This is a genomic window from Microvirga alba, from assembly GCF_015694465.1.
Taxonomy (GTDB): domain Bacteria; phylum Pseudomonadota; class Alphaproteobacteria; order Rhizobiales; family Beijerinckiaceae; genus Microvirga; species Microvirga alba.
On sequence record NZ_JADQDO010000002.1, the window covers coordinates 749,273 to 765,777 of the forward strand.

The 16,505-nt window shown below is 63.7% G+C and carries 13 protein-coding genes; 7 read left to right on the forward strand and 6 right to left on the reverse strand.

The window, feature by feature from the left end:
- Positions 1-35: 35 nt before the first annotated feature.
- Positions 36-1,547: an MDR family MFS transporter gene (locus I2H38_RS07815; RefSeq protein ID WP_196271359.1), complete on the reverse strand. Its 1,512-nt coding sequence runs from the start codon at positions 1,545-1,547 to the stop codon at positions 36-38.
- 185 nt (positions 1,548-1,732) lie between these two features.
- Between I2H38_RS07815 and I2H38_RS07820 the strand changes: the two genes are divergently transcribed.
- The 3 genes from I2H38_RS07820 to I2H38_RS07830 all read left to right on the forward strand — a co-directional run bounded on the left by I2H38_RS07820 (position 1,733) and on the right by I2H38_RS07830 (position 4,435).
- Positions 1,733-2,926 (forward strand): winged helix-turn-helix domain-containing protein, encoded by a 1,194-nt coding sequence (locus I2H38_RS07820; protein ID WP_196271243.1) that lies wholly within the window; start codon positions 1,733-1,735, stop codon positions 2,924-2,926.
- Positions 2,927-3,149: 223 nt separating this feature from the next.
- Positions 3,150-3,896 carry a phosphatase PAP2 family protein gene (locus tag I2H38_RS07825; protein WP_196271244.1) on the forward strand — a complete coding sequence of 249 codons (747 nt, stop codon included), beginning with the start codon at positions 3,150-3,152 and terminating at the stop codon, positions 3,894-3,896.
- Positions 3,893-4,435, forward strand: coding sequence for a regulatory protein RecX (locus tag I2H38_RS07830; protein WP_196271245.1), 543 nt, complete (start codon positions 3,893-3,895; stop codon positions 4,433-4,435). Before I2H38_RS07825 ends, I2H38_RS07830 begins: the two co-directional genes overlap by 4 nt.
- 79 nt (positions 4,436-4,514) lie before the next feature.
- Here the strand turns inward: I2H38_RS07830 and I2H38_RS07835 are convergent, their stop codons facing one another.
- On the reverse strand, positions 4,515-6,335 hold the full coding sequence (locus I2H38_RS07835; RefSeq protein WP_324617361.1) for an amidohydrolase: 1,821 nt from the start codon (positions 6,333-6,335) through the stop codon (positions 4,515-4,517).
- A gap of 286 nt (positions 6,336-6,621) precedes the next feature.
- Positions 6,622-7,278: a DUF1345 domain-containing protein gene (locus I2H38_RS07840; protein WP_196271247.1), complete on the reverse strand. Its 657-nt coding sequence runs from the start codon at positions 7,276-7,278 to the stop codon at positions 6,622-6,624.
- A 139-nt stretch (positions 7,279-7,417) separates the two neighbouring features.
- On the opposite strand from I2H38_RS07840, the gene I2H38_RS07845 reads away from it, so the two are divergent.
- Entirely contained in the window at positions 7,418-7,840 is a 423-nt protein-coding gene (locus I2H38_RS07845; RefSeq protein WP_196271248.1) for an OsmC family protein, read from the forward strand.
- A gap of 41 nt (positions 7,841-7,881) precedes the next feature.
- On the opposite strand, the gene I2H38_RS07850 is transcribed toward I2H38_RS07845, so the two are convergent.
- The 3 genes from I2H38_RS07850 to I2H38_RS07860 all read right to left on the reverse strand — a co-directional run bounded on the left by I2H38_RS07850 (position 7,882) and on the right by I2H38_RS07860 (position 12,972).
- Positions 7,882-8,607 (reverse strand): glutathione S-transferase, encoded by a 726-nt coding sequence (locus I2H38_RS07850; RefSeq protein ID WP_196271249.1) that lies wholly within the window; start codon positions 8,605-8,607, stop codon positions 7,882-7,884.
- A gap of 73 nt (positions 8,608-8,680) precedes the next feature.
- A complete protein-coding gene (polA, locus tag I2H38_RS07855; protein ID WP_196271250.1) occupies positions 8,681-11,689 on the reverse strand; it encodes a DNA polymerase I in 3,009 nt (1,002 codons plus the stop codon).
- A 74-nt stretch (positions 11,690-11,763) separates the two neighbouring features.
- A complete protein-coding gene (locus I2H38_RS07860) occupies positions 11,764-12,972 on the reverse strand; it encodes an ROK family protein (protein ID WP_196271251.1) in 1,209 nt (402 codons plus the stop codon).
- 223 nt (positions 12,973-13,195) lie between these two features.
- Between I2H38_RS07860 and xylF the strand changes: the two genes are divergently transcribed.
- The 3 genes from xylF (at position 13,196) to I2H38_RS07875 (ending at position 16,491) form a co-directional block, all read left to right on the forward strand.
- The gene (gene xylF / locus I2H38_RS07865) at positions 13,196-14,242 is read left to right on the forward strand and encodes a D-xylose ABC transporter substrate-binding protein (protein WP_196271252.1); all 1,047 of its coding nucleotides are present in this window, start codon (positions 13,196-13,198) and stop codon (positions 14,240-14,242) included.
- Between the two features lie 158 nt (positions 14,243-14,400).
- Positions 14,401-15,699 (forward strand): sugar ABC transporter permease, encoded by a 1,299-nt coding sequence (locus I2H38_RS07870; RefSeq protein ID WP_196271253.1) that lies wholly within the window; start codon positions 14,401-14,403, stop codon positions 15,697-15,699.
- A gap of 12 nt (positions 15,700-15,711) precedes the next feature.
- Positions 15,712-16,491, forward strand: a complete 780-nt coding sequence (locus I2H38_RS07875) for an ATP-binding cassette domain-containing protein (protein ID WP_196271254.1) — start codon at positions 15,712-15,714, stop codon at positions 16,489-16,491.
- The last annotated feature ends 14 nt before the right edge of the window (positions 16,492-16,505 follow it).

Genomic DNA, 16,505 nt, shown 5'->3' on the forward strand with positions numbered 1-16,505 from the left:
GCATGAGCCCGTACGTTGAGTCTCTGCTTTAAGTTTCAATCCGCGACAGCCGCTTCGGCGGCCTTGATCGCGCTGCCGCGCAATGGCCGCTCCTCCATCGCGAGCAGGAAGAGGAAGGAGAGGCCGAAACCGGCCACCGCCGCCAGGAACACATAGGTGAAGATGTCGGCGAGGTTGACACCGCTTTTCGCGACGGAGGCGGACAGCGTCTCAAAACTCGCGGCGCCATCGAGATTGGCGCCGCTCAGCACGATGGCGCCGAAGATCGCGACGATCAACGCACCGCCGAGCGAGCGGAAGAAATTCGCGGTGCCGGTCGCGGTGCCGAGCTGATGCGGCGCGACCGCGTTCTGGATCGCGACCGTCGAAACCGGCAAGAGCGTCCCGAGCCCCATGCTGATGATGGCGAGCACGACCTCGATACCGGAAATCGGAAGCCGCGAGCTGAATGCCGTGAGAACTCCGGTCGCCGCCATGGCGACGAGCAGTCCGGCGAGAGGCAGGCGCTTGTAGTGCTTCACCTTGGCCATGGTGCGCCCGGACAGGGTCGCGCCCATGACGGTGCCGGCCATGAGCGGGATGAGCGCCAGGCCCGATTCACTCGCGGTAAGACCGCGAACCGCCTCGAAATAGACCGGCAGATAAATGGTGAGGCCGATATAGGTGCCCATGCCGAAACAAGCGGCGAGCGTGCCCATGCGCACCACGGGATTGTGCAAGACGCCCGGCGGGATCAGCGGCTCAGGCGCGGCCTTCATGCGCGCCCAGAACAGCACCCAGAGCAACCCCGAGCCGGCGAAAAGGCTTACGATCGGCAGCGACCCCCACGGAAAGCGCAAGCCGCCCCAGCTCAAGGCCAGAAGCAGCGAGACGGTGGCGGCGACCAGGAGCAGCGCGCCCAACAGGTCGAGCTTGTGCGGCCGGTCGAAGCGCGGCAGTTTTTTCAACCCATGGAAGGCGATGATGAAGGCGATCAAGCCGAGCGGGAGGTTGATCCAGAAAATCACCGACCAGTGCAGGTGCTCCGCGAAGAAACCGCCGAGAACCGGGCCAAGAAGGCTTGCGGTCATGAACACGCTGGCAAAATAGACCTGATATTTCGCTCGTTCCTTCGGCGGGACGAGGTCGGCAACGATGGTTTGACCGAGCGCGATCAGGCCGCCGCCGCCCAGGCCCTGCACGCCACGCGCGAGGATCAGCACGAGCATGTTCGGCGCGACCGCGCAGGCGACGGAACCGACGATGAAGATGACGATGCCGATCAGCATGGTGATGCGTCGGCCGTGACTGTCGCTGAACTTGCCGTAGAGCGGGGTCACGGCGGTCGCGGTCAGGAGATAAACCGTCACGACCCATGGCAGATGTTCCAGATCGCCAAGCTCGCGGCCGATGGTCGGCAACGCCGTCGCGATGATGGTCTGATCGAGCGCCGCGAGCAGCAGCGCCAGCATGACGCCGAAGATGATCTTGCGGATTTCCCCTTGGCTCAGGGCGAGCCTCGGTTGTTGCTCCAGGGTCTTGGTCGTTGACTGATCCATCGTGTCCATCGCGTTACGGGCAGATGGTTTACGGGACAACCGTTATCTTGTCCTAAACCCCGCTGCAGGGCAGCCATGCGTTCGGGTCGAAAACCGACACTTGGACTGTAAATCCGAAAGCAGGTTTCGGGAAGAAGGCTTGCCGAACGCCCAAGCATCGCGCTAGCTGTGGCGAGGTTCTTGGAATGTTCCGCATGGCTCAGCGCACCCGTCTGTCTCTCTCCCAGGCCCGCCGCATCGCTCTCGCCGCGCAAGGTTTCGGCGAAACGCGGCCGACCCGGCCGACCGTCCGGCATCTCACGCGCGCGCTCGACCGCTCGCATCTGCTGCAGATCGATTCGGTCAATGTGCTGGTGCGTGCCCACTACATGCCGCTTTTCTCGCGCCTGGGAGCCTATGAGCGCGAGCTTCTGGAAAAGGTCGCCTATCACCCGAAAAAGCGCGCCACGTTCGAATATTGGGGGCACGAGGCGTCGCTGATTCGTCTCGACCTCCATCCCCTGTTCCGCTGGCGCATGGCGCGCGCGGCGCGCGGCGAGGGGACCTATGGCGGCATCGCCCGGTTCGGGCAGGAGAAACGCGCCTTCATTGAGGAAGTCCGCCGCGAGATCGCCGCGCGGGGCCCGCTCAGTGCGGGCGAATTGACGGGTGGCGGCAAGGGGAAGGGCTCGTGGTGGGGCTGGAGCGACGGCAAGCGGGCGCTCGAATGGCTGTTCTGGGCCGGCGAGGTCACGACCGCCACCAGACGCGGGTTCGAGCGGCTCTACGATTTGCCGGAGCGGGTGCTGCCCGCCGCCATCCTCAACGCCCCGACGCCGTCGGAGGAGGAGGCGCAGCGTGAGCTTCTCAAGCTCTCCATCCGGGCTCTCGGCATCGCCAGCGAACGCTGTCTGCGAGACTATTTCCGCCTCAGTCCGGGGGATGCCAAGGCGCGCATTCCCGAACTGATCGAGGCGGGAGACCTTCTCCCGGTTACTGTCGAGGACTGGAGCGGTCCGGTCTATCTCGACCCCCAGGCGCGCATTCCCAGGCGCATCGCTGCCCGCGCGCTGGTTTCGCCTTTCGATCCCATCGTGTGGGAGCGCACGCGCACGGAGCGCTTGTTCGATTTTCACTACCGGATCGAAATCTATACCCCAGCCGAAAAGCGCGAATTCGGCTATTACTGCCTGCCCTTCCTACTCGGCGAGGACATCGTCGCCCGCCTCGACCTGAAGGCGGATCGCGCGGCGGGACGCCTGATCGTCCACTCGATCCATCCCGAGCATCACGCCGCGCCTGACGAGATCGCGCCTGCTCTTGGCGACGAACTGCGCCTGATGGCGGGTTGGCTCGGCCTTCGCGACATGGCCGCGCCGAAGGCGTGGAAGGGGCGGCTCGGGGTTTAGAAACGAAGGTTTTGAGCGTAGCGCTTATCCCTTCCCCCTTGCGGGGAGGGTTAGGGTGGGGGGCGGCGCTACCTGGTTCGATGATGGCGCTCACACCCCCACCTCCAACTCCTCCCCACAAGGGGGAGGAGAGTTGCACTATTCGACGGCCGAGACCGAACAAGGAGAGCGGACACGACACACGCCTCTCGCCAGCGCACCACAAGGACCCTATTCTTCTCCGATGACCTCCGTTCTTGCTCCCGCCACCCGGCTTTGGCTGCGCCTTCGCCTCAATGAAATCAGTGCTCTGATCTCGCTTGCCGGGTTCGGGCTGTTCGCCTGGGCTTTCCTGGGCCTCGCAGGCGAGGTGCGCGAAGGGGAGACGCATGGGTTCGACACCGCGCTGCTGCTGGCTCTGCGCAACCCGCAAAACCCGGCCGACCCGCTCGGGCCGTCGTGGTTGGAGGAAGCCGCGCGCGATATCACGGGATTGGGCGGCTATGCGGTCCTGACCATCGTCACGCTGGCGTCGATCGTCTATCTGCTGATGGCGAAGAAACGAGGGGCAGCGCTTCTGGTGATCGTCGCGGTTCTCGGCGGCACATTGCTGTCCACAATTCTCAAACTCGGTTTCGATCGGCCGCGCCCCGATCTCGTGCCACATGCGGCGCGCGTCTATACGGCGAGTTTTCCGAGCGGCCATGCGATGCTGTCCGCCGTCACCTTCCTGACGCTGGGCGCGCTGCTGACCCGGGTGGAGGAGAGCCGCCGCATCAAGGTCTTCATCATGGGACTCGCGGTCGCCATGACCTTGCTCGTCGGTATCAGCCGCGTCTATCTCGGCGTCCATTGGCCGAGCGACGTGCTCGCAGGATGGTCCGTTGGTGCCGCCTGGGCGTGTCTGTGCTGGTTTGTGGCACTGCAATTGCAGCGCAGCGGACGGGTGGAGAACGGAGCGGACTCTCTACCCCAACAACCGCCCGCATGACGGACGACGCCGCGCCGATCCGCAAGCCGCCGCGACAGGTCACGCCCGCCTATTTGCAGCGGGCGGCTTTGGCCTATCTCGAACGCTATGCGTCCTCGGCCGATAACCTGCGCCGCGTGCTGCGGCGCAAGGTCGACAAACGCTGCCGCCTGAGGGGCGAGGACCCGGCGGCTTTTCATGAGATGATTGACGAGGTCGTCGCCACAAGCCTGCGCGTCGGCTTGATCGACGACACACGCTACGCGCAGGCCCGCGTGGCCACCTTGCGCCGCCGGGGCGGCTCGGCCCGCGCCATTCAGGCGAAGCTCTCCGCCAAGGGTGTCGATCGCGCAACCATCGCCGCAGCTCTCGACGGCGAGGAGGGCGACGAGGACAGCGCCGCCCGCGCCTTCGCCCGTCGCCGCAAGCTTGGGCCCTTTCGGCCGGGGGAACGAGCGCCCTATCGCGACAAGGATCTGGCAGCGCTTGCTCGCGCGGGTTTCCGGTTCGATGTGGCACGCCGCGTCGTCGACGAGGAACTTGAGGACGCGCAAGCGTGATCAGGGCAAGTGGAATGCGGTTGCCCGCAAAGATCACGCGGCATCAGGGAACCTAGACTTCCTGCTCCCGACGGGTGGCTTATGCGGCTCCTCCGTGGGTAAAGCGGCCATTCATCATGGTCATGTCCACGTGTACACTTGCGATACTGTGCACGTCGACAGAGAGGATATTCTTCTCGAGCACGATCAGGTCCGCCAGCTTACCCGCCTCGATCGAACCCACCTGATTCTCCAGCCGTAGTTGATAGGCCGCTCCCATGGTGTTGGCATGGATCGCTTGCTCTACATCCAGCTTCTCGGCCGCTGGTCCAAGGACGGGCGCATCCGGCTTGCCAATCGACTGGCGTGTAACAGCGATCTGGATCGCATCAAGCGGCTTGTAGGTTGCGAAGTATCCCGCACCCGGCCAGTCCGTGCCAAAGGAAACACGCGCACCTGATTCAAGGGTAGAGCGAACCCGGTAAATCTTGCTCTGTCGCTCGACACCAATCCGCTCGATCAGGGTTTCCACCGAAGAGGGATCGGCGCACATCCAGTTTCCGGAATACTGCGAGGTCAGGCCAATCTTGGCAAAACGCGGCATGTCGGCGTCATCGACCAGAACCAGATGGGCGATGGTGTGTCGCCGGTTATAGTCGGGCTTCGCAGCGATCGCCGCTTCAATGGCGTTCAGTGCCATTCGGGTCGTCCCCTCGCCGCATGCATGTATATGGACATCGATGCCAACGGCCTCGGCATCCATGACCATCTGCGTCAACTGCTCTTGAGAGAACGGAGATTGGCCAATCGTGTCCGGCCTGTCCGCATAAGGCTCAAGCAAAAGCGCCGTGTATCCTTCGGCGGTCCCGTCGGCGACAATCTTCATCACCCGCGCCTGGACCAGTTCGGTATCAATGCGCTTGCGCAGAGCGACTGCATTCTGTGCCGCTTTGTCTACCGGTGGCCCCTTCATCATGCTGGAGGCCACCACGCGGAATGGCAGGCGCCCCTGCTGCTCCAAGGCCGTGTATAGCTCGATCAAGGCCCCTTCATCGTCGCCGATCGGGGGGACGCCGGCATCGTAAACACTGGTAATTCCGGCGGCTGCCGCCAGAGGCAACCAGCCTTCCAGATAGCGGCCCATTGCGCTGATCGAAATCGGTTCGATTGCGTTGACCGTTGCGAGGACCGCCGGGACCTCCAGGATATAACCGGTCGCATCGCCATTGGCGTCTCGGACGAAGTAGCTGAAGTCCGGGATCGGGTCGGGAGTATCCCGATTGATGCCTGCCATCTCAAGCGCCTTGGTATTCGCCCACAGGCTGTGGCCGTCAATGGCGAAGAAGAAGGCCGGCCTGTCAGGGAGGATCCGATCCAGATCGGCCCTATTGGGCCCTTCGGGCGGAAACATATCGACCCGCCAGCCGAAGCCCCGAAGCAACCCGGTAGGATTATCCTTGGCGTAGCCTGCGATCAGTTTGAGGGCATCGTCGAGCGTCGGCAATTGAAGGTTCAGACCGGAGGCAAAGAACGAGCCCAGGAGTGGATGAGTATGGCCCTCTACGAAGCCCGGCAGCACCATGCGGCCCTCGAGCTCAACGATCTTCGTTGTCGATCCTGCGAGTTTGTCGATCTCGGAATTCGTTCCAACGGCAAGAATTCGCTTGCCTCGAACGGCGACGGCTTCAGCGATTTTCCTGTCCGGATTGACGGTATAGACAGTTCCGCCCCGAAAAATCACGGTTGGCGGCCCGCTGACGTCGTCGGCCTCGGTTTTGGCTGCCCGTTGGGACCAGGCAGGAGATGACCCAAGAATCGCGGAAGATGCAACTGCCGCGCAAGCCATGCTTCCACTGACAAAGCGGCGGCGGTTAACGGTCAGTTGAAAGGTCGGATGCGGTTTATTAGTTGCAGCAGACACAAAGCGCCCAAATGTCTCCGTGAGACTGCAGCTCAAGCACATAATTTACCGCCTTTGCATTCTATCGATGAAGAAGTGTCGATATGTAGTTAGCACGATTCCCCTTGGGAATTAGTGGTCAACATGTCGGTCATCAGATAAATTTAGGCAGATGGCGAATTGATTTAGCGGAGGCTCTGGCTCATCTGGGTTGTCATAGGCTGCGGCTCTGCGATGCAGACACCCATCACGACATCATCCCGGACACCGTGAATCACAGATCATGCGGAATTAATAGGTCCTGAGCTTAGATCAGCCCCGCCCCCACATTCACCGCAAGCGCGAGAATCGTGGTGTTGAACAGGAACGAGAGGATCGAGTGTCCGAGCGCGAAGCGGCGCATGCGCTTCGACACGATGATGATATCCGACGTCTGCGCCGCCGCGCCCAGATTGACCGAAAAGTACATGAAATCCCAGTAATCCGGCTTGGAATGATGCGGAAAGGTCAGGCCCTGCCGCTCGCCCGCATCGCCGTAGTATTCATGCGCGTAATGGATGGCGAAGATCGTGTGCACGAAGAACCACGAGCACAGGATGGTGACGGCGGCCACTGCGAGACGGAAGGCCTGCAGACCCGACTTATCGTCGTGGATGCCGTAAAGCTCGACCGCGATCGCGCCGAGACTGGCGATCGCCGCGGTCAGCGTGAGGAGGAGGATGACAGCCGCTCCCTCATCCTCGACGCTCGCCCGGTTCTGCATCCGGCCGATGGATGAGCGGGCGGCCATGAGCGCGGCCAGCACCAGATAGATGATCACGCCAACATCCCAAGCGACGAGAATCCGCGAGCTTTTCAGAAGGATATCCGGCAGGGCCGCGAACACCATCACGGCGGCGACCGTGGCCCCCAGGAGCCTTGGGCGCAGATACGCCTGAACGCGCGTCTTGATCACATCACTCATGCAAAAACGATCCGTCGGAAAGTCCGTCCTCTAACATGTCGTCCCTGGCATCCGCGCCAAGGAGTGTTTCACGCACTTGGGACTGGTGCCATGGGCACGCTGTCCTACATCATGGAGCGCAACCGTTAAGGAGAACCTCATGAACCGCAAGGCAAAGGCCGTTTGGCAGGGCACCGGCAAGGATGGCACAGGCCACCTCACGACGGATTCCGGTGTGCTGTCGGCAACGCCCTATTCCTTCAAGACCCGTTTCGAGAATGAAAAGGGGACCAATCCGGAGGAGTTGATCGCGGCGGCCCATGCCGGGTGCTTCACCATGGCGCTGGCCTTCCAGCTTCAGGGCGCGGGCTTCACGCCGACCGAGCTTGCGACAGAGGCGGTGGTGTCTCTCGATCCCGAGGGCGCGGGCTTCAAGATTTCGAAATCGGCCCTGACCCTGAGCGCCAAGGTGCCGGGCATCGACAAGGCCAAGTTCGAGGAACTGGCCCGCCTTGCCGAGAAGAACTGCCCGGTCTCGAAGGTGCTCAACGCCGAGATCACAATGAATTTCGCGCTCGGGTGAGGCCGGTGCGTCGAGGCTCCGCCCTTCGCGGGTGAACCCGGCTACTGTCCCTCCAATTCCGGATAGTGCCGGAAAATTCCATCCTCGTTGAAGGGGATGCGGCGCTCGCTTTGCAGGTAGGTTTTGATGCGCGGTCGCCTGCTCACGGCGTCGTGCAGGGAAGCCACGCGCGGTGTGTCCTTCAAGAGCCGTTTCATGGTCTTGGGAAAGGCATAGGACAGGCCCTCGACCAGTTGAAACAGGGAAAGGTCGGGATAGGTCAGCGAGCGCCCGACGAGATGGGCGTCGCCCGCCGGATTGCGGTCGAGGATGGTCTCGAACCAGTCCATGAATTTCGGAATGCGGTGTTTTCGGAAATCCGCCGCCCGCCGTGCGGCCTCATCCTTCTGGTCCTCGTAATAGAGTTCGATCGACAAAGGATGATGCGTGTCATGCGCCTCCACCACGAGATCGGTGACGGTGAGCTGGATCTGATGCGCCCATAATCGGTCGGTCTCACTCTTCGGCGTAAGGCCGAGCTTCGGCCCGAGATAAAACAGGATCGCGGCCGTCTGACCGACAAGCACATCGCCGTCGCGCAGGAAGGGGGCCGCGAAGGGCGGATGAGCCGCCTCGTTCATCACGCGCAGCATCGCCCGGATACCAAGCCCGTCCTTGGCCGATCCGCGCGCGACATCGACATAATCCACGCCCGCCTCCTCAAGCGCGAGGCGCACGAATTCGCCGCGTCCCTGAATGCCGGGCCAGTAATAAAGCTCGTACGCCATGCGCCGCTCCCGCTGTTCCGGCGGGAAACGCATGAGACGGTACGAGAGGTTCCAGCGTTTAGGAACGCATGGGCTAATGCGCCTCGTCCCAGTTCTGCGCGGCGCGCGCCTCGACCGACAGCGGGACCTTCAAGGTCACGGCGGGGAGGGCTGCTTCGCTCATCACGCGGGAAATCACCGGCAGCGTCGCCTCGATCTCCTCGTCGGGGGCCTCGAACACCAGTTCGTCATGCACCTGCAGCAGCATGCGCGCGGAAAGGCGCTCGGCTTTCAAGGCGTCTTCCATGCGGATCATGGCGCGGCGAATGATGTCGGAGGCTGAGCCCTGAATCGGTGCGTTGATCGCCTGCCGCTCCACCGCCGCCCGTTCGGACGGGTTGCCGGATTTGATCTGCGGGTAATGGCAGACGCGCCCGAAGATGGTCGTGACATAGCCGTTCTCGCGGCAGGACGTCTTGATGTTGTCCATATAGGCGCGGATGCCGGGGAAGCGCTCGAAGTACTGCTTGATGAACGCGGCCGCGTCCGCATTTGGAATGCCGAGGCGCTGGGCGAGGCCGAAGGCGGATATGCCGTAGATGATGCCGAAATTGATGGTCTTGGCCTGACGGCGCAGATCCGGCGTCATATGGTCGAGCGGCACGCCGAACATCGCCGACGCCGTGGCCGCGTGAATGTCCTGGCCCTTCGCGAACGCCTCCTGCAATTGCGGGATGTCAGCGATGTGGGCGAGAATGCGCAGTTCGATCTGGCTGTAATCCGCCGAGATGATCTTGGAGCCCGGCGGCGCGATGAAGGCGCGACGGATCTTGCGGCCCGCTTCCGTGCGGATCGGGATGTTCTGCAAGTTCGGTTCGGAGGAGGAGAGCCGCCCCGTCGTCGTCGCGGCGAGCGAGAACGAGGTGTGCACCCGCTTCGTTTCCGGATGCATGTGCTGCTGCAGCGTGTCGGTATAGGTCGATTTCAGCTTGGCGAGCTGACGCCATTCGAGAATCCTCTCCGGCAGGACGTGACCGGCCTGCGCCAATTCGTCGAGGAGGGTTGCGGGCGTCGCCCATTGGCCGGAGGGCGTCTTCTTCGCGCCGGGCAGGCCCATCCGGCCGAACAGGATGTCGCCGATCTGCTTGGGTGATCCGAGGGCGAATTTCTCGCCCGCGAGTTCGTGGATCTCATCCTCCAGCCGCGCGAGGCCCTGCGCGAAATCGCCGGAGAGGCGGCTCAGGATCTGGCGGTCGACGGCAATGCCACGCATTTCCATGCGCGCGATCACATCGACGAGCGGACGCTCCAGCGTCTCGTAGACGGTGGCGCGTCCCTCGGCCACGAGGCGGGGTTTCAGCACCTGCCACAGGCGCAAGGTCACGTCCGCGTCTTCGGCCGCGTAGGCGGTGGCTTTCTCGATCTCGATCTTGTCGAACGAAACCTGATTCTTGCCGGTGCCGGCGACTTCGCCGAATGGAATCGGCGAATGGCCGAGATGGCGGCGCGACAGCTCGTCCATGCCGTGCGAGCCCTTGCCCGCATCGAGCACGTAGGAAATCAGCATGGTGTCGTCGAAGGGGTGCACATCGATGCCGTAGCGCTTCAGCACGACCCAGTCGTATTTCAGGTTCTGCCCGATCTTGAGAACCGAAGCATCTTCCAAGAGGGGTCTGACGACATCGAGCGCCTCGACGAGCGGAATTTGCCCCGGCACCATGCCGCCACCGAACAAATCGGAATCGTTGCGATGCTGAAGCGGCACGTAAGCCGCCTTCCCTGTCTCCACCGCGAGCGAGAAGCCGACCAGATCGGCGAGGTTGGCGTCGAGCGCGCTGGTTTCCGTATCAACCGCGACATGGCCCTGCGCGCGGGCCAGCGCGACCCATTCCTTCAGGCGCTCGATGCTGGTGACCGTTTCATAGGCGCTCCGGTCGAAGGCGAGCGAGGAGGCCTCCGTCGCCCGCTTGGCGGCGAGTTGCGAGGGCGTGCCGAGTCCGTTCGTCGGAGAGCGCGTCGCGCTGCCCTCCAGTGTGTCTGCGGGCGCGCTCGCGCTAGCGGCGGACCCATTCTCGTCGGGCCCACCGAGACGCTCCCACCTGATCGCCTCGCCGCCGGGCATCAGGCGCGGATCGGGCTCGATGGTAGCGGGGTCGGTGTCGTACAGTTCGGCCACGCGGCGGGTGATGGTGTTGAATTCCATCGCCTTCAGGAAGCTCAGGAGCGCCTTGGGGTCGAGCTCGGGCAGGCTCAAGGAATCGAGGGCAACCGGCAGCGGCGCGTTGCAGTCGAGGGTGACGAGCTGCTTCGAGAGCCTCGCGGCGTCCGCATTGTTGATCAGCGTCTCGCGGCGCTTCGGTTGCTTGATTTCATTAGCGCGCGCCAGAAGCGTTTCGAGATCGCCATATTCCTTGATGAGCTGGGCGGCCGTCTTCAATCCGATGCCGGGAACGCCCGGCACGTTGTCGGAGGTGTCGCCCATCAGCGCCAGCACGTCGCCGATCTTTTCCGGTGGAATGCCTTCCCACTTCTCCGTCACGGCGGCTTCGTCGAGATTGCGCTCGGGCCGGTAGCCCGGCTTGCCCTTCGAACCCGATTCGAAATCGTAGAACGCGACCAGCGGCCCCACGAGTTGCATCAGGTCCTTGTCGGAGGTCACGATCAGCACCTGCGCGCCACGCGCCTTGGCCTCCTGGGCGTAAGTGGCGATGAGGTCGTCCGCCTCGTAGCGCGCCTGCTCGATGGGCTCCAGGCCGAAGGCGCGGATCGCCTCGCGCATAATGGGCATCTGGACCTTCAGATCCTCCGGCGCGTCCGGGCGGTGGCCCTTGTAGTCCTCGTAGAGCTCCTTGCGGAACGAGCCCTCAGACTTGTCGAGCACGATGGCGAGATGCGTCGGCTTGAAGCCGGCTGCGCCGTCGCGGATGAACTGCAGGAGCTTGGTGACGAACAGGCGCACCGCGCCCGTCGGCATGCCGTCGGACGTCCGGCTGTTATACTTCGAGTCCTGATTCATGGACTGGAAGTAGGACCGGAAGATGAAGGATGAGCCGTCGACGAGGAAAACGTGATCGCCGGCGCTGACGGGACGGGAAGAAGCCATGGGTCTCGATCGTGAGGAACTGACCCGCCAAGAGATAGTGTTTTAGACGCCGGATGGCTATGGCCGGGATGGGTTTATGCAGCCTTCACCCGCGCCAGGTCGAGATCGAGCTCCCGCAGGGCCTGCATGACGACGCCTTCGGTGAGCAGATCCATGGAGGATTCCACCACATGGATGGTGGCAAGCGCCCTGAGTTCCGGAATCGTCTGCGATTCGAGCGCGGCTTCGAAGGAGGGACGCAGGAGGTCGATGGCCCGGGTGCCGGGGCCGCAGATCACGATATGGTCGGGCTCGAGCGTCTGGATCAGGATGCCGACCGCGTCGCCCAAGACCTCGCCAGCCTCGCGGAAGAGATTGAGGAGCGCGGTGTCTCCGGCCCTCGCCTGCGCGACGATAGCGTCCATGGCGTCCTCGCCGGGCATCAGCACGGTCGGGGCCGGACGATGGTCGATGAGCTGGGCGTCCCGGTGCAGGGCGTAGTCGGCCAGAAACGCCTCGATGCAACCGCGCCCCCCGCAGCGGCATTGCGGCCCACCCCGGCGCAGGCGCACATGGCCGAACTCGCTGCCGCCGAACCGCGCCCCGCGATAAAGCTCGCCATTGATGAGAAACCCCATGCCGACGCCGTCGCCGACCATGAGGCAGGCGGTGCGCCCGCTGCGCAGGGCGGGGTCGCGCTGGGCAATGGCGAAGGCCATGGCGCTGGCGTCGTTCTCGATCAGCACTGGCATTCCCAGGCGCTGGCTGAGCCCTGAGGCCAGGGGCAGGTCGCGCGCGCCGAGCACGGGGCTCCAGGCCACGATGCCATCGCGCGTGTCCACGTAGCCCTGGCAGGCAAGGCCGATAGCCTTCACGTCGGACGCACCGGTATCGCGGGCAAAAGCAGTGATGGTTTCCGCCAGCACGTCCATCAGTTCGTCCGCGCCGAGATTGCGCAAGGGGCGCTCGATATGGCGGCTCGCCCGGTTGTGCCCCGCGCTGTCCACGAGGCGCAGCTCGATACGGTTGAAGCCGGTCCAGACGCCGATGACGGAGCCCAGCGTGTCTGCGAAGAACAGGCGCACTTTCGGGCGGCCCCTGATCAGGCCGGGAACGGGATCGCTTGATTCCTCGGCCACGAGGACGCCCTCATCGAGGAAACTGGCGGTGAGATCCGAAATGGTGGCCGGGCTCATGCCGAGGTGCTGGCCGATCTCGACCCGCGCCATGGGTCCCTCCCAACGCAGGACATCCAGAAGGCGCCTGCGGACGGTTTCGCGGGAGGTGAGGGGGATGGTCGACATTCGGCCATATTTATTCAGACGCCGAATAAAACAAGTGCCAAAAAGACCGATCTTCAACCAAATGATAACAGCGTGACCGCTTGAATGAACAATGTTTCAGGATAATTATTTCCGTGCTCGAAAAATAACGTGGCAGCTTGAGCCGAGATCGTTCGCCCTTTTCGGGGCCGATAGCCTGCCACGCCAAGGGTTCGCCCAAGAACGCGCCGCCCAGGAGGAAGACATGTTGTCCAAGAAGCACGCTCTGATCAGCTTTGCCGCCCTCGCCCTTTCGGCGACGGCCGCCTTCGCCCAGGCCAAGGGCCCCGTCGTCGGCGTCAGCTGGTCGAATTTCCAGGAAGAGCGCTGGAAGACTGACGAGGCCGCCATCAAGGCCGCCGTCGAGAAGGCTGGTGGCACCTATGTGTCCGCCGACGCGCAATCCTCGCCCGCGAAGCAGCTCACCGATATCGAAAGCCTGATCGCCCGTGGCGCCAAGGCGCTGATCGTGCTGGCGCAGGATTCGGACGCCATTCGCCCGGCCGTCGAGAAGGCCGTGGCCGAGGGCATTCCGGTGGTGGGCTATGACCGTCTCATCGAAATCCCGCAGGTGTTCTACCTGACCTTCGACAACGTCGAGGTCGGTCGCCAGCAAGCCCGTGAAGTGCTGAAGTTGAAGCCCGAGGGCAACTACGTCTTCATCAAGGGCTCCGGTTCGGACCCGAACGCCAACTTCCTGTTCGCGGGCGCCATGGAAGTGCTCAAGCCCTCCATCGACGCGGGCAAGATCAAGAATGTCGGCGAGGCCTATACGGACGGCTGGCTGCCTGCCAACGCGCAGCGGAACATGGAGCAGTTCCTGACCAAGAACAACAACAAGGTCGATGCGGTCGTCGCGGCCAATGACGGCACGGCGGGCGGCTCCATCGCGGCGCTGGCGGCGCAGGGGCTTGCGGGTTCCGTGCCGGTTTCCGGCCAGGATGCCGACAAGGCGGCGCTCAACCGGGTTGCGCTGGGCACGCAGAGCGTCACCGTGTTCAAGGACGCGCGCGAACTCGGCCGCAACGCGGCGGAAATCGCGGTGGCTCTCGCCGGTGGCAAGAAGCTCGCGGGCATCCCAGGTTCGCAAATGTGGAACCAGGGTGCGAAGAAGCAGAACATGACCGCGAAGTTCCTCACCCCCGTTGCGATCACGAAGGACAACCTCAACGTGGTCATCGACGCGGGCTGGGTCTCGAAGGACGTGGTCTGCCAGGGCGTGAAGGCAGGCTCCGCGAAGGCCTGCAATTAAGTCTGTCCCTCCTCGATCAGCGTTGAAATCGCCGTCTCCGCGTCATCCCCGGCCGGAGGCGGCAAAGCCGCTGGAAGGGAAGGGGATCCGGGCCTGTGCCCCCGCCTTTGGATCCCCTGCCCTCGCGTCGCTCGCCGGGGATGACACCGCATATGGCCATGAACGCACCCATTGTTACGACTGCACCGCCGCCGAGCGTCTCATCCGGTTCGCTCCTCTCAAAACTCGAGATCGACCTTCGCATGCTTGGCATGCTGGCGGCGCTTGCGGTGATCTGGATCGGATTCGACATCCTCTCCAGCGGGTTTTTCCTGACCCCGCGCAATCTCTGGAACCTGTCGGTCCAGACCGCGTCCATCGCGGTCATGTCCACCGGCATGGTGCTCATCATCGTGACCCGCAACATCGATCTGTCGGTGGGCGCGATCCTCGGCGTCGTCGGCATGATCATCGGCGTGGCGCAGGTGCGGTGGCTGCCCGCCTGGCTCGGTCTCGAACATTGGCTCACCGCGCCCCTTGCCGTGCTGCTGGCGGTGCTCATCGGTGGTGCGATCGGCCTGTTTCAGGGCTGGCTCATCGCCTATCTCGCGATTCCCTCCTTCATCGTGACGTTGGGCGGCCTGCTGGTGTGGCGGGGTGCTGCCTGGTGGGTCACGGCGGGCCAGACAATCGCGCCCATGGATACCCGCTTTAAGGCGCTCGGCGGCGGGGTCGAGGGCGCGCTCGGGGCGACCGCCACATGGATCATCGCGGCGCTCGCCTGCGGCCTCATCGTCGTAGCGCTCGGCCTTGCCCGTCGCCGCCGCGTCCGTTTCGGCTTTCCCGTGCGGCCCGGTTGGGCGGACGCGGTGCTTGCGGCCGTCGCTTGCGCGGTGGTGCTGGGCGCGGCGTTCATCGCCAATTCCTATCCGCTTCCCGCCGGCACCGCGCGGCGCTGGGCGGAGGCCAACGGCATCGCGTGGCCTGAGGGCGGTCTCTTCATTCCTCACGGCGTTGCCTTGCCGGTCATGATCGCCGTCATCGTCGGGCTGTTCATGACCTTCATCGCCCGGCGTCGGCGTTTTGGCCGGTATGTCTTCGCCATCGGCGGCAATCCGGAAGCGGCGGAATTGTCGGGCATCAACACCCGCTGGGCGCTGATGAAGGTGTTCGGGTTGATGGGCGTGTTGTGCGGCATCTCCGCCTGCATTTCGACCGCGCGCCTGAACGCGGCGACCAATGCCGCGGGCACGCTCGACGAACTTTATGTCATCGCGTCCGCCGTGATCGGCGGCACGTCACTCGCAGGCGGCGTGGGCACCATCGCCGGGGCCATGCTCGGCGCGCTCGTCATGCAATCGCTGCAATCGGGCATGGTGCTGCTCGGGGTCGATACGCCCTTGCAGAACATCGTCGTCGGCGCGGTGCTCGTGCTGGCGGTCTGGGTCGATGGCCTCTATCGCCGCCGTATCAAGTAACAGGAGGCTCTCATGCAGTACCAAGGTACGAAGCCTCTCGTCGAAATGCGCGACATTTCCATCGCCTTCGGCGGCATCAAGGCGGTCGATGACGTCTCCATCGATCTGCGCCCCGGCGAGGTGGTCGGTCTTCTCGGCCACAATGGCGCGGGCAAATCGACCCTGATCAAGATTCTCTCCGGCGCCTACAAGCCGGATGCGGGCGAGATCTATGTGAATGGCGAACACGCCGATATAGGCTCGCCTCGCGACGCCAAGCGCTACGGCATCGAGACGATCTATCAGACGCTGGCGCTTGCCGATAACATCGATGCCGCCGGCAACATCTTCCTCGGGCGCGAGAAGCTGACGCCTTATGGCACTCTCGACGATGCGGCGATGGAATCGGAAACGCGCAAAGTGATGGCGCGTCTCAACCCGCATTTCCGCCGCTTCAAGGAGCCGGTGAAGGCGCTCTCCGGCGGCCAGCGGCAATCGGTGGCGATCGCGCGTGCGATCTATTTCAACGCGCGCGTCCTCATCATGGACGAGCCGACCGCCGCGCTCGGCCCCGCCGAGACGCAGCAGGTGGCCGATCTCGTGCTGCAACTGAAGAAGGAAGGCATCGGCATCTTCCTCATCAGCCACGACATCCATGACGTTTTTGGGCTTGCGGATCGCGTCAGCGTGATGAAGAACGGAAAGCTCGTCGGCTCGGCGAACGTGACGGACGTGACGCAGGACGAGGTGCTCGGCATGATCATCCTCGGCAGATGTCCCCCCGGCGCGACACCGGGACCGGGCGCGAGCTGACCGTTTCTCCGAAG

What these genes read in the sequence shown, in the direction of transcription:
- I2H38_RS07820 (WP_196271243.1), top strand. Translation starts at nt 1,733, where the DNA reads ATGGCTCAGCGCACCCGTCTGTCTCTCTCCCAGGCCCGCCGCATCGCT.
- I2H38_RS07815 (WP_196271359.1), bottom strand. Translation starts at nt 1,547, where the DNA reads ATGGACACGATGGATCAGTCAACGACCAAGACCCTGGAGCAACAACCG.
- I2H38_RS07870 (WP_196271253.1), top strand. Translation starts at nt 14,401, where the DNA reads ATGAACGCACCCATTGTTACGACTGCACCGCCGCCGAGCGTCTCATCC.
- I2H38_RS07860 (WP_196271251.1), bottom strand. Translation starts at nt 12,972, where the DNA reads ATGTCGACCATCCCCCTCACCTCCCGCGAAACCGTCCGCAGGCGCCTT.
- I2H38_RS07850 (WP_196271249.1), bottom strand. Translation starts at nt 8,607, where the DNA reads ATGGCGTACGAGCTTTATTACTGGCCCGGCATTCAGGGACGCGGCGAA.
- I2H38_RS07875 (WP_196271254.1), top strand. Translation starts at nt 15,712, where the DNA reads ATGCAGTACCAAGGTACGAAGCCTCTCGTCGAAATGCGCGACATTTCC.
- xylF (WP_196271252.1), top strand. Translation starts at nt 13,196, where the DNA reads ATGTTGTCCAAGAAGCACGCTCTGATCAGCTTTGCCGCCCTCGCCCTT.
- I2H38_RS07825 (WP_196271244.1), top strand. Translation starts at nt 3,150, where the DNA reads ATGACCTCCGTTCTTGCTCCCGCCACCCGGCTTTGGCTGCGCCTTCGC.
- polA (WP_196271250.1), bottom strand. Translation starts at nt 11,689, where the DNA reads ATGGCTTCTTCCCGTCCCGTCAGCGCCGGCGATCACGTTTTCCTCGTC.
- I2H38_RS07845 (WP_196271248.1), top strand. Translation starts at nt 7,418, where the DNA reads ATGAACCGCAAGGCAAAGGCCGTTTGGCAGGGCACCGGCAAGGATGGC.
- I2H38_RS07830 (WP_196271245.1), top strand. Translation starts at nt 3,893, where the DNA reads ATGACGGACGACGCCGCGCCGATCCGCAAGCCGCCGCGACAGGTCACG.
- I2H38_RS07840 (WP_196271247.1), bottom strand. Translation starts at nt 7,278, where the DNA reads ATGAGTGATGTGATCAAGACGCGCGTTCAGGCGTATCTGCGCCCAAGG.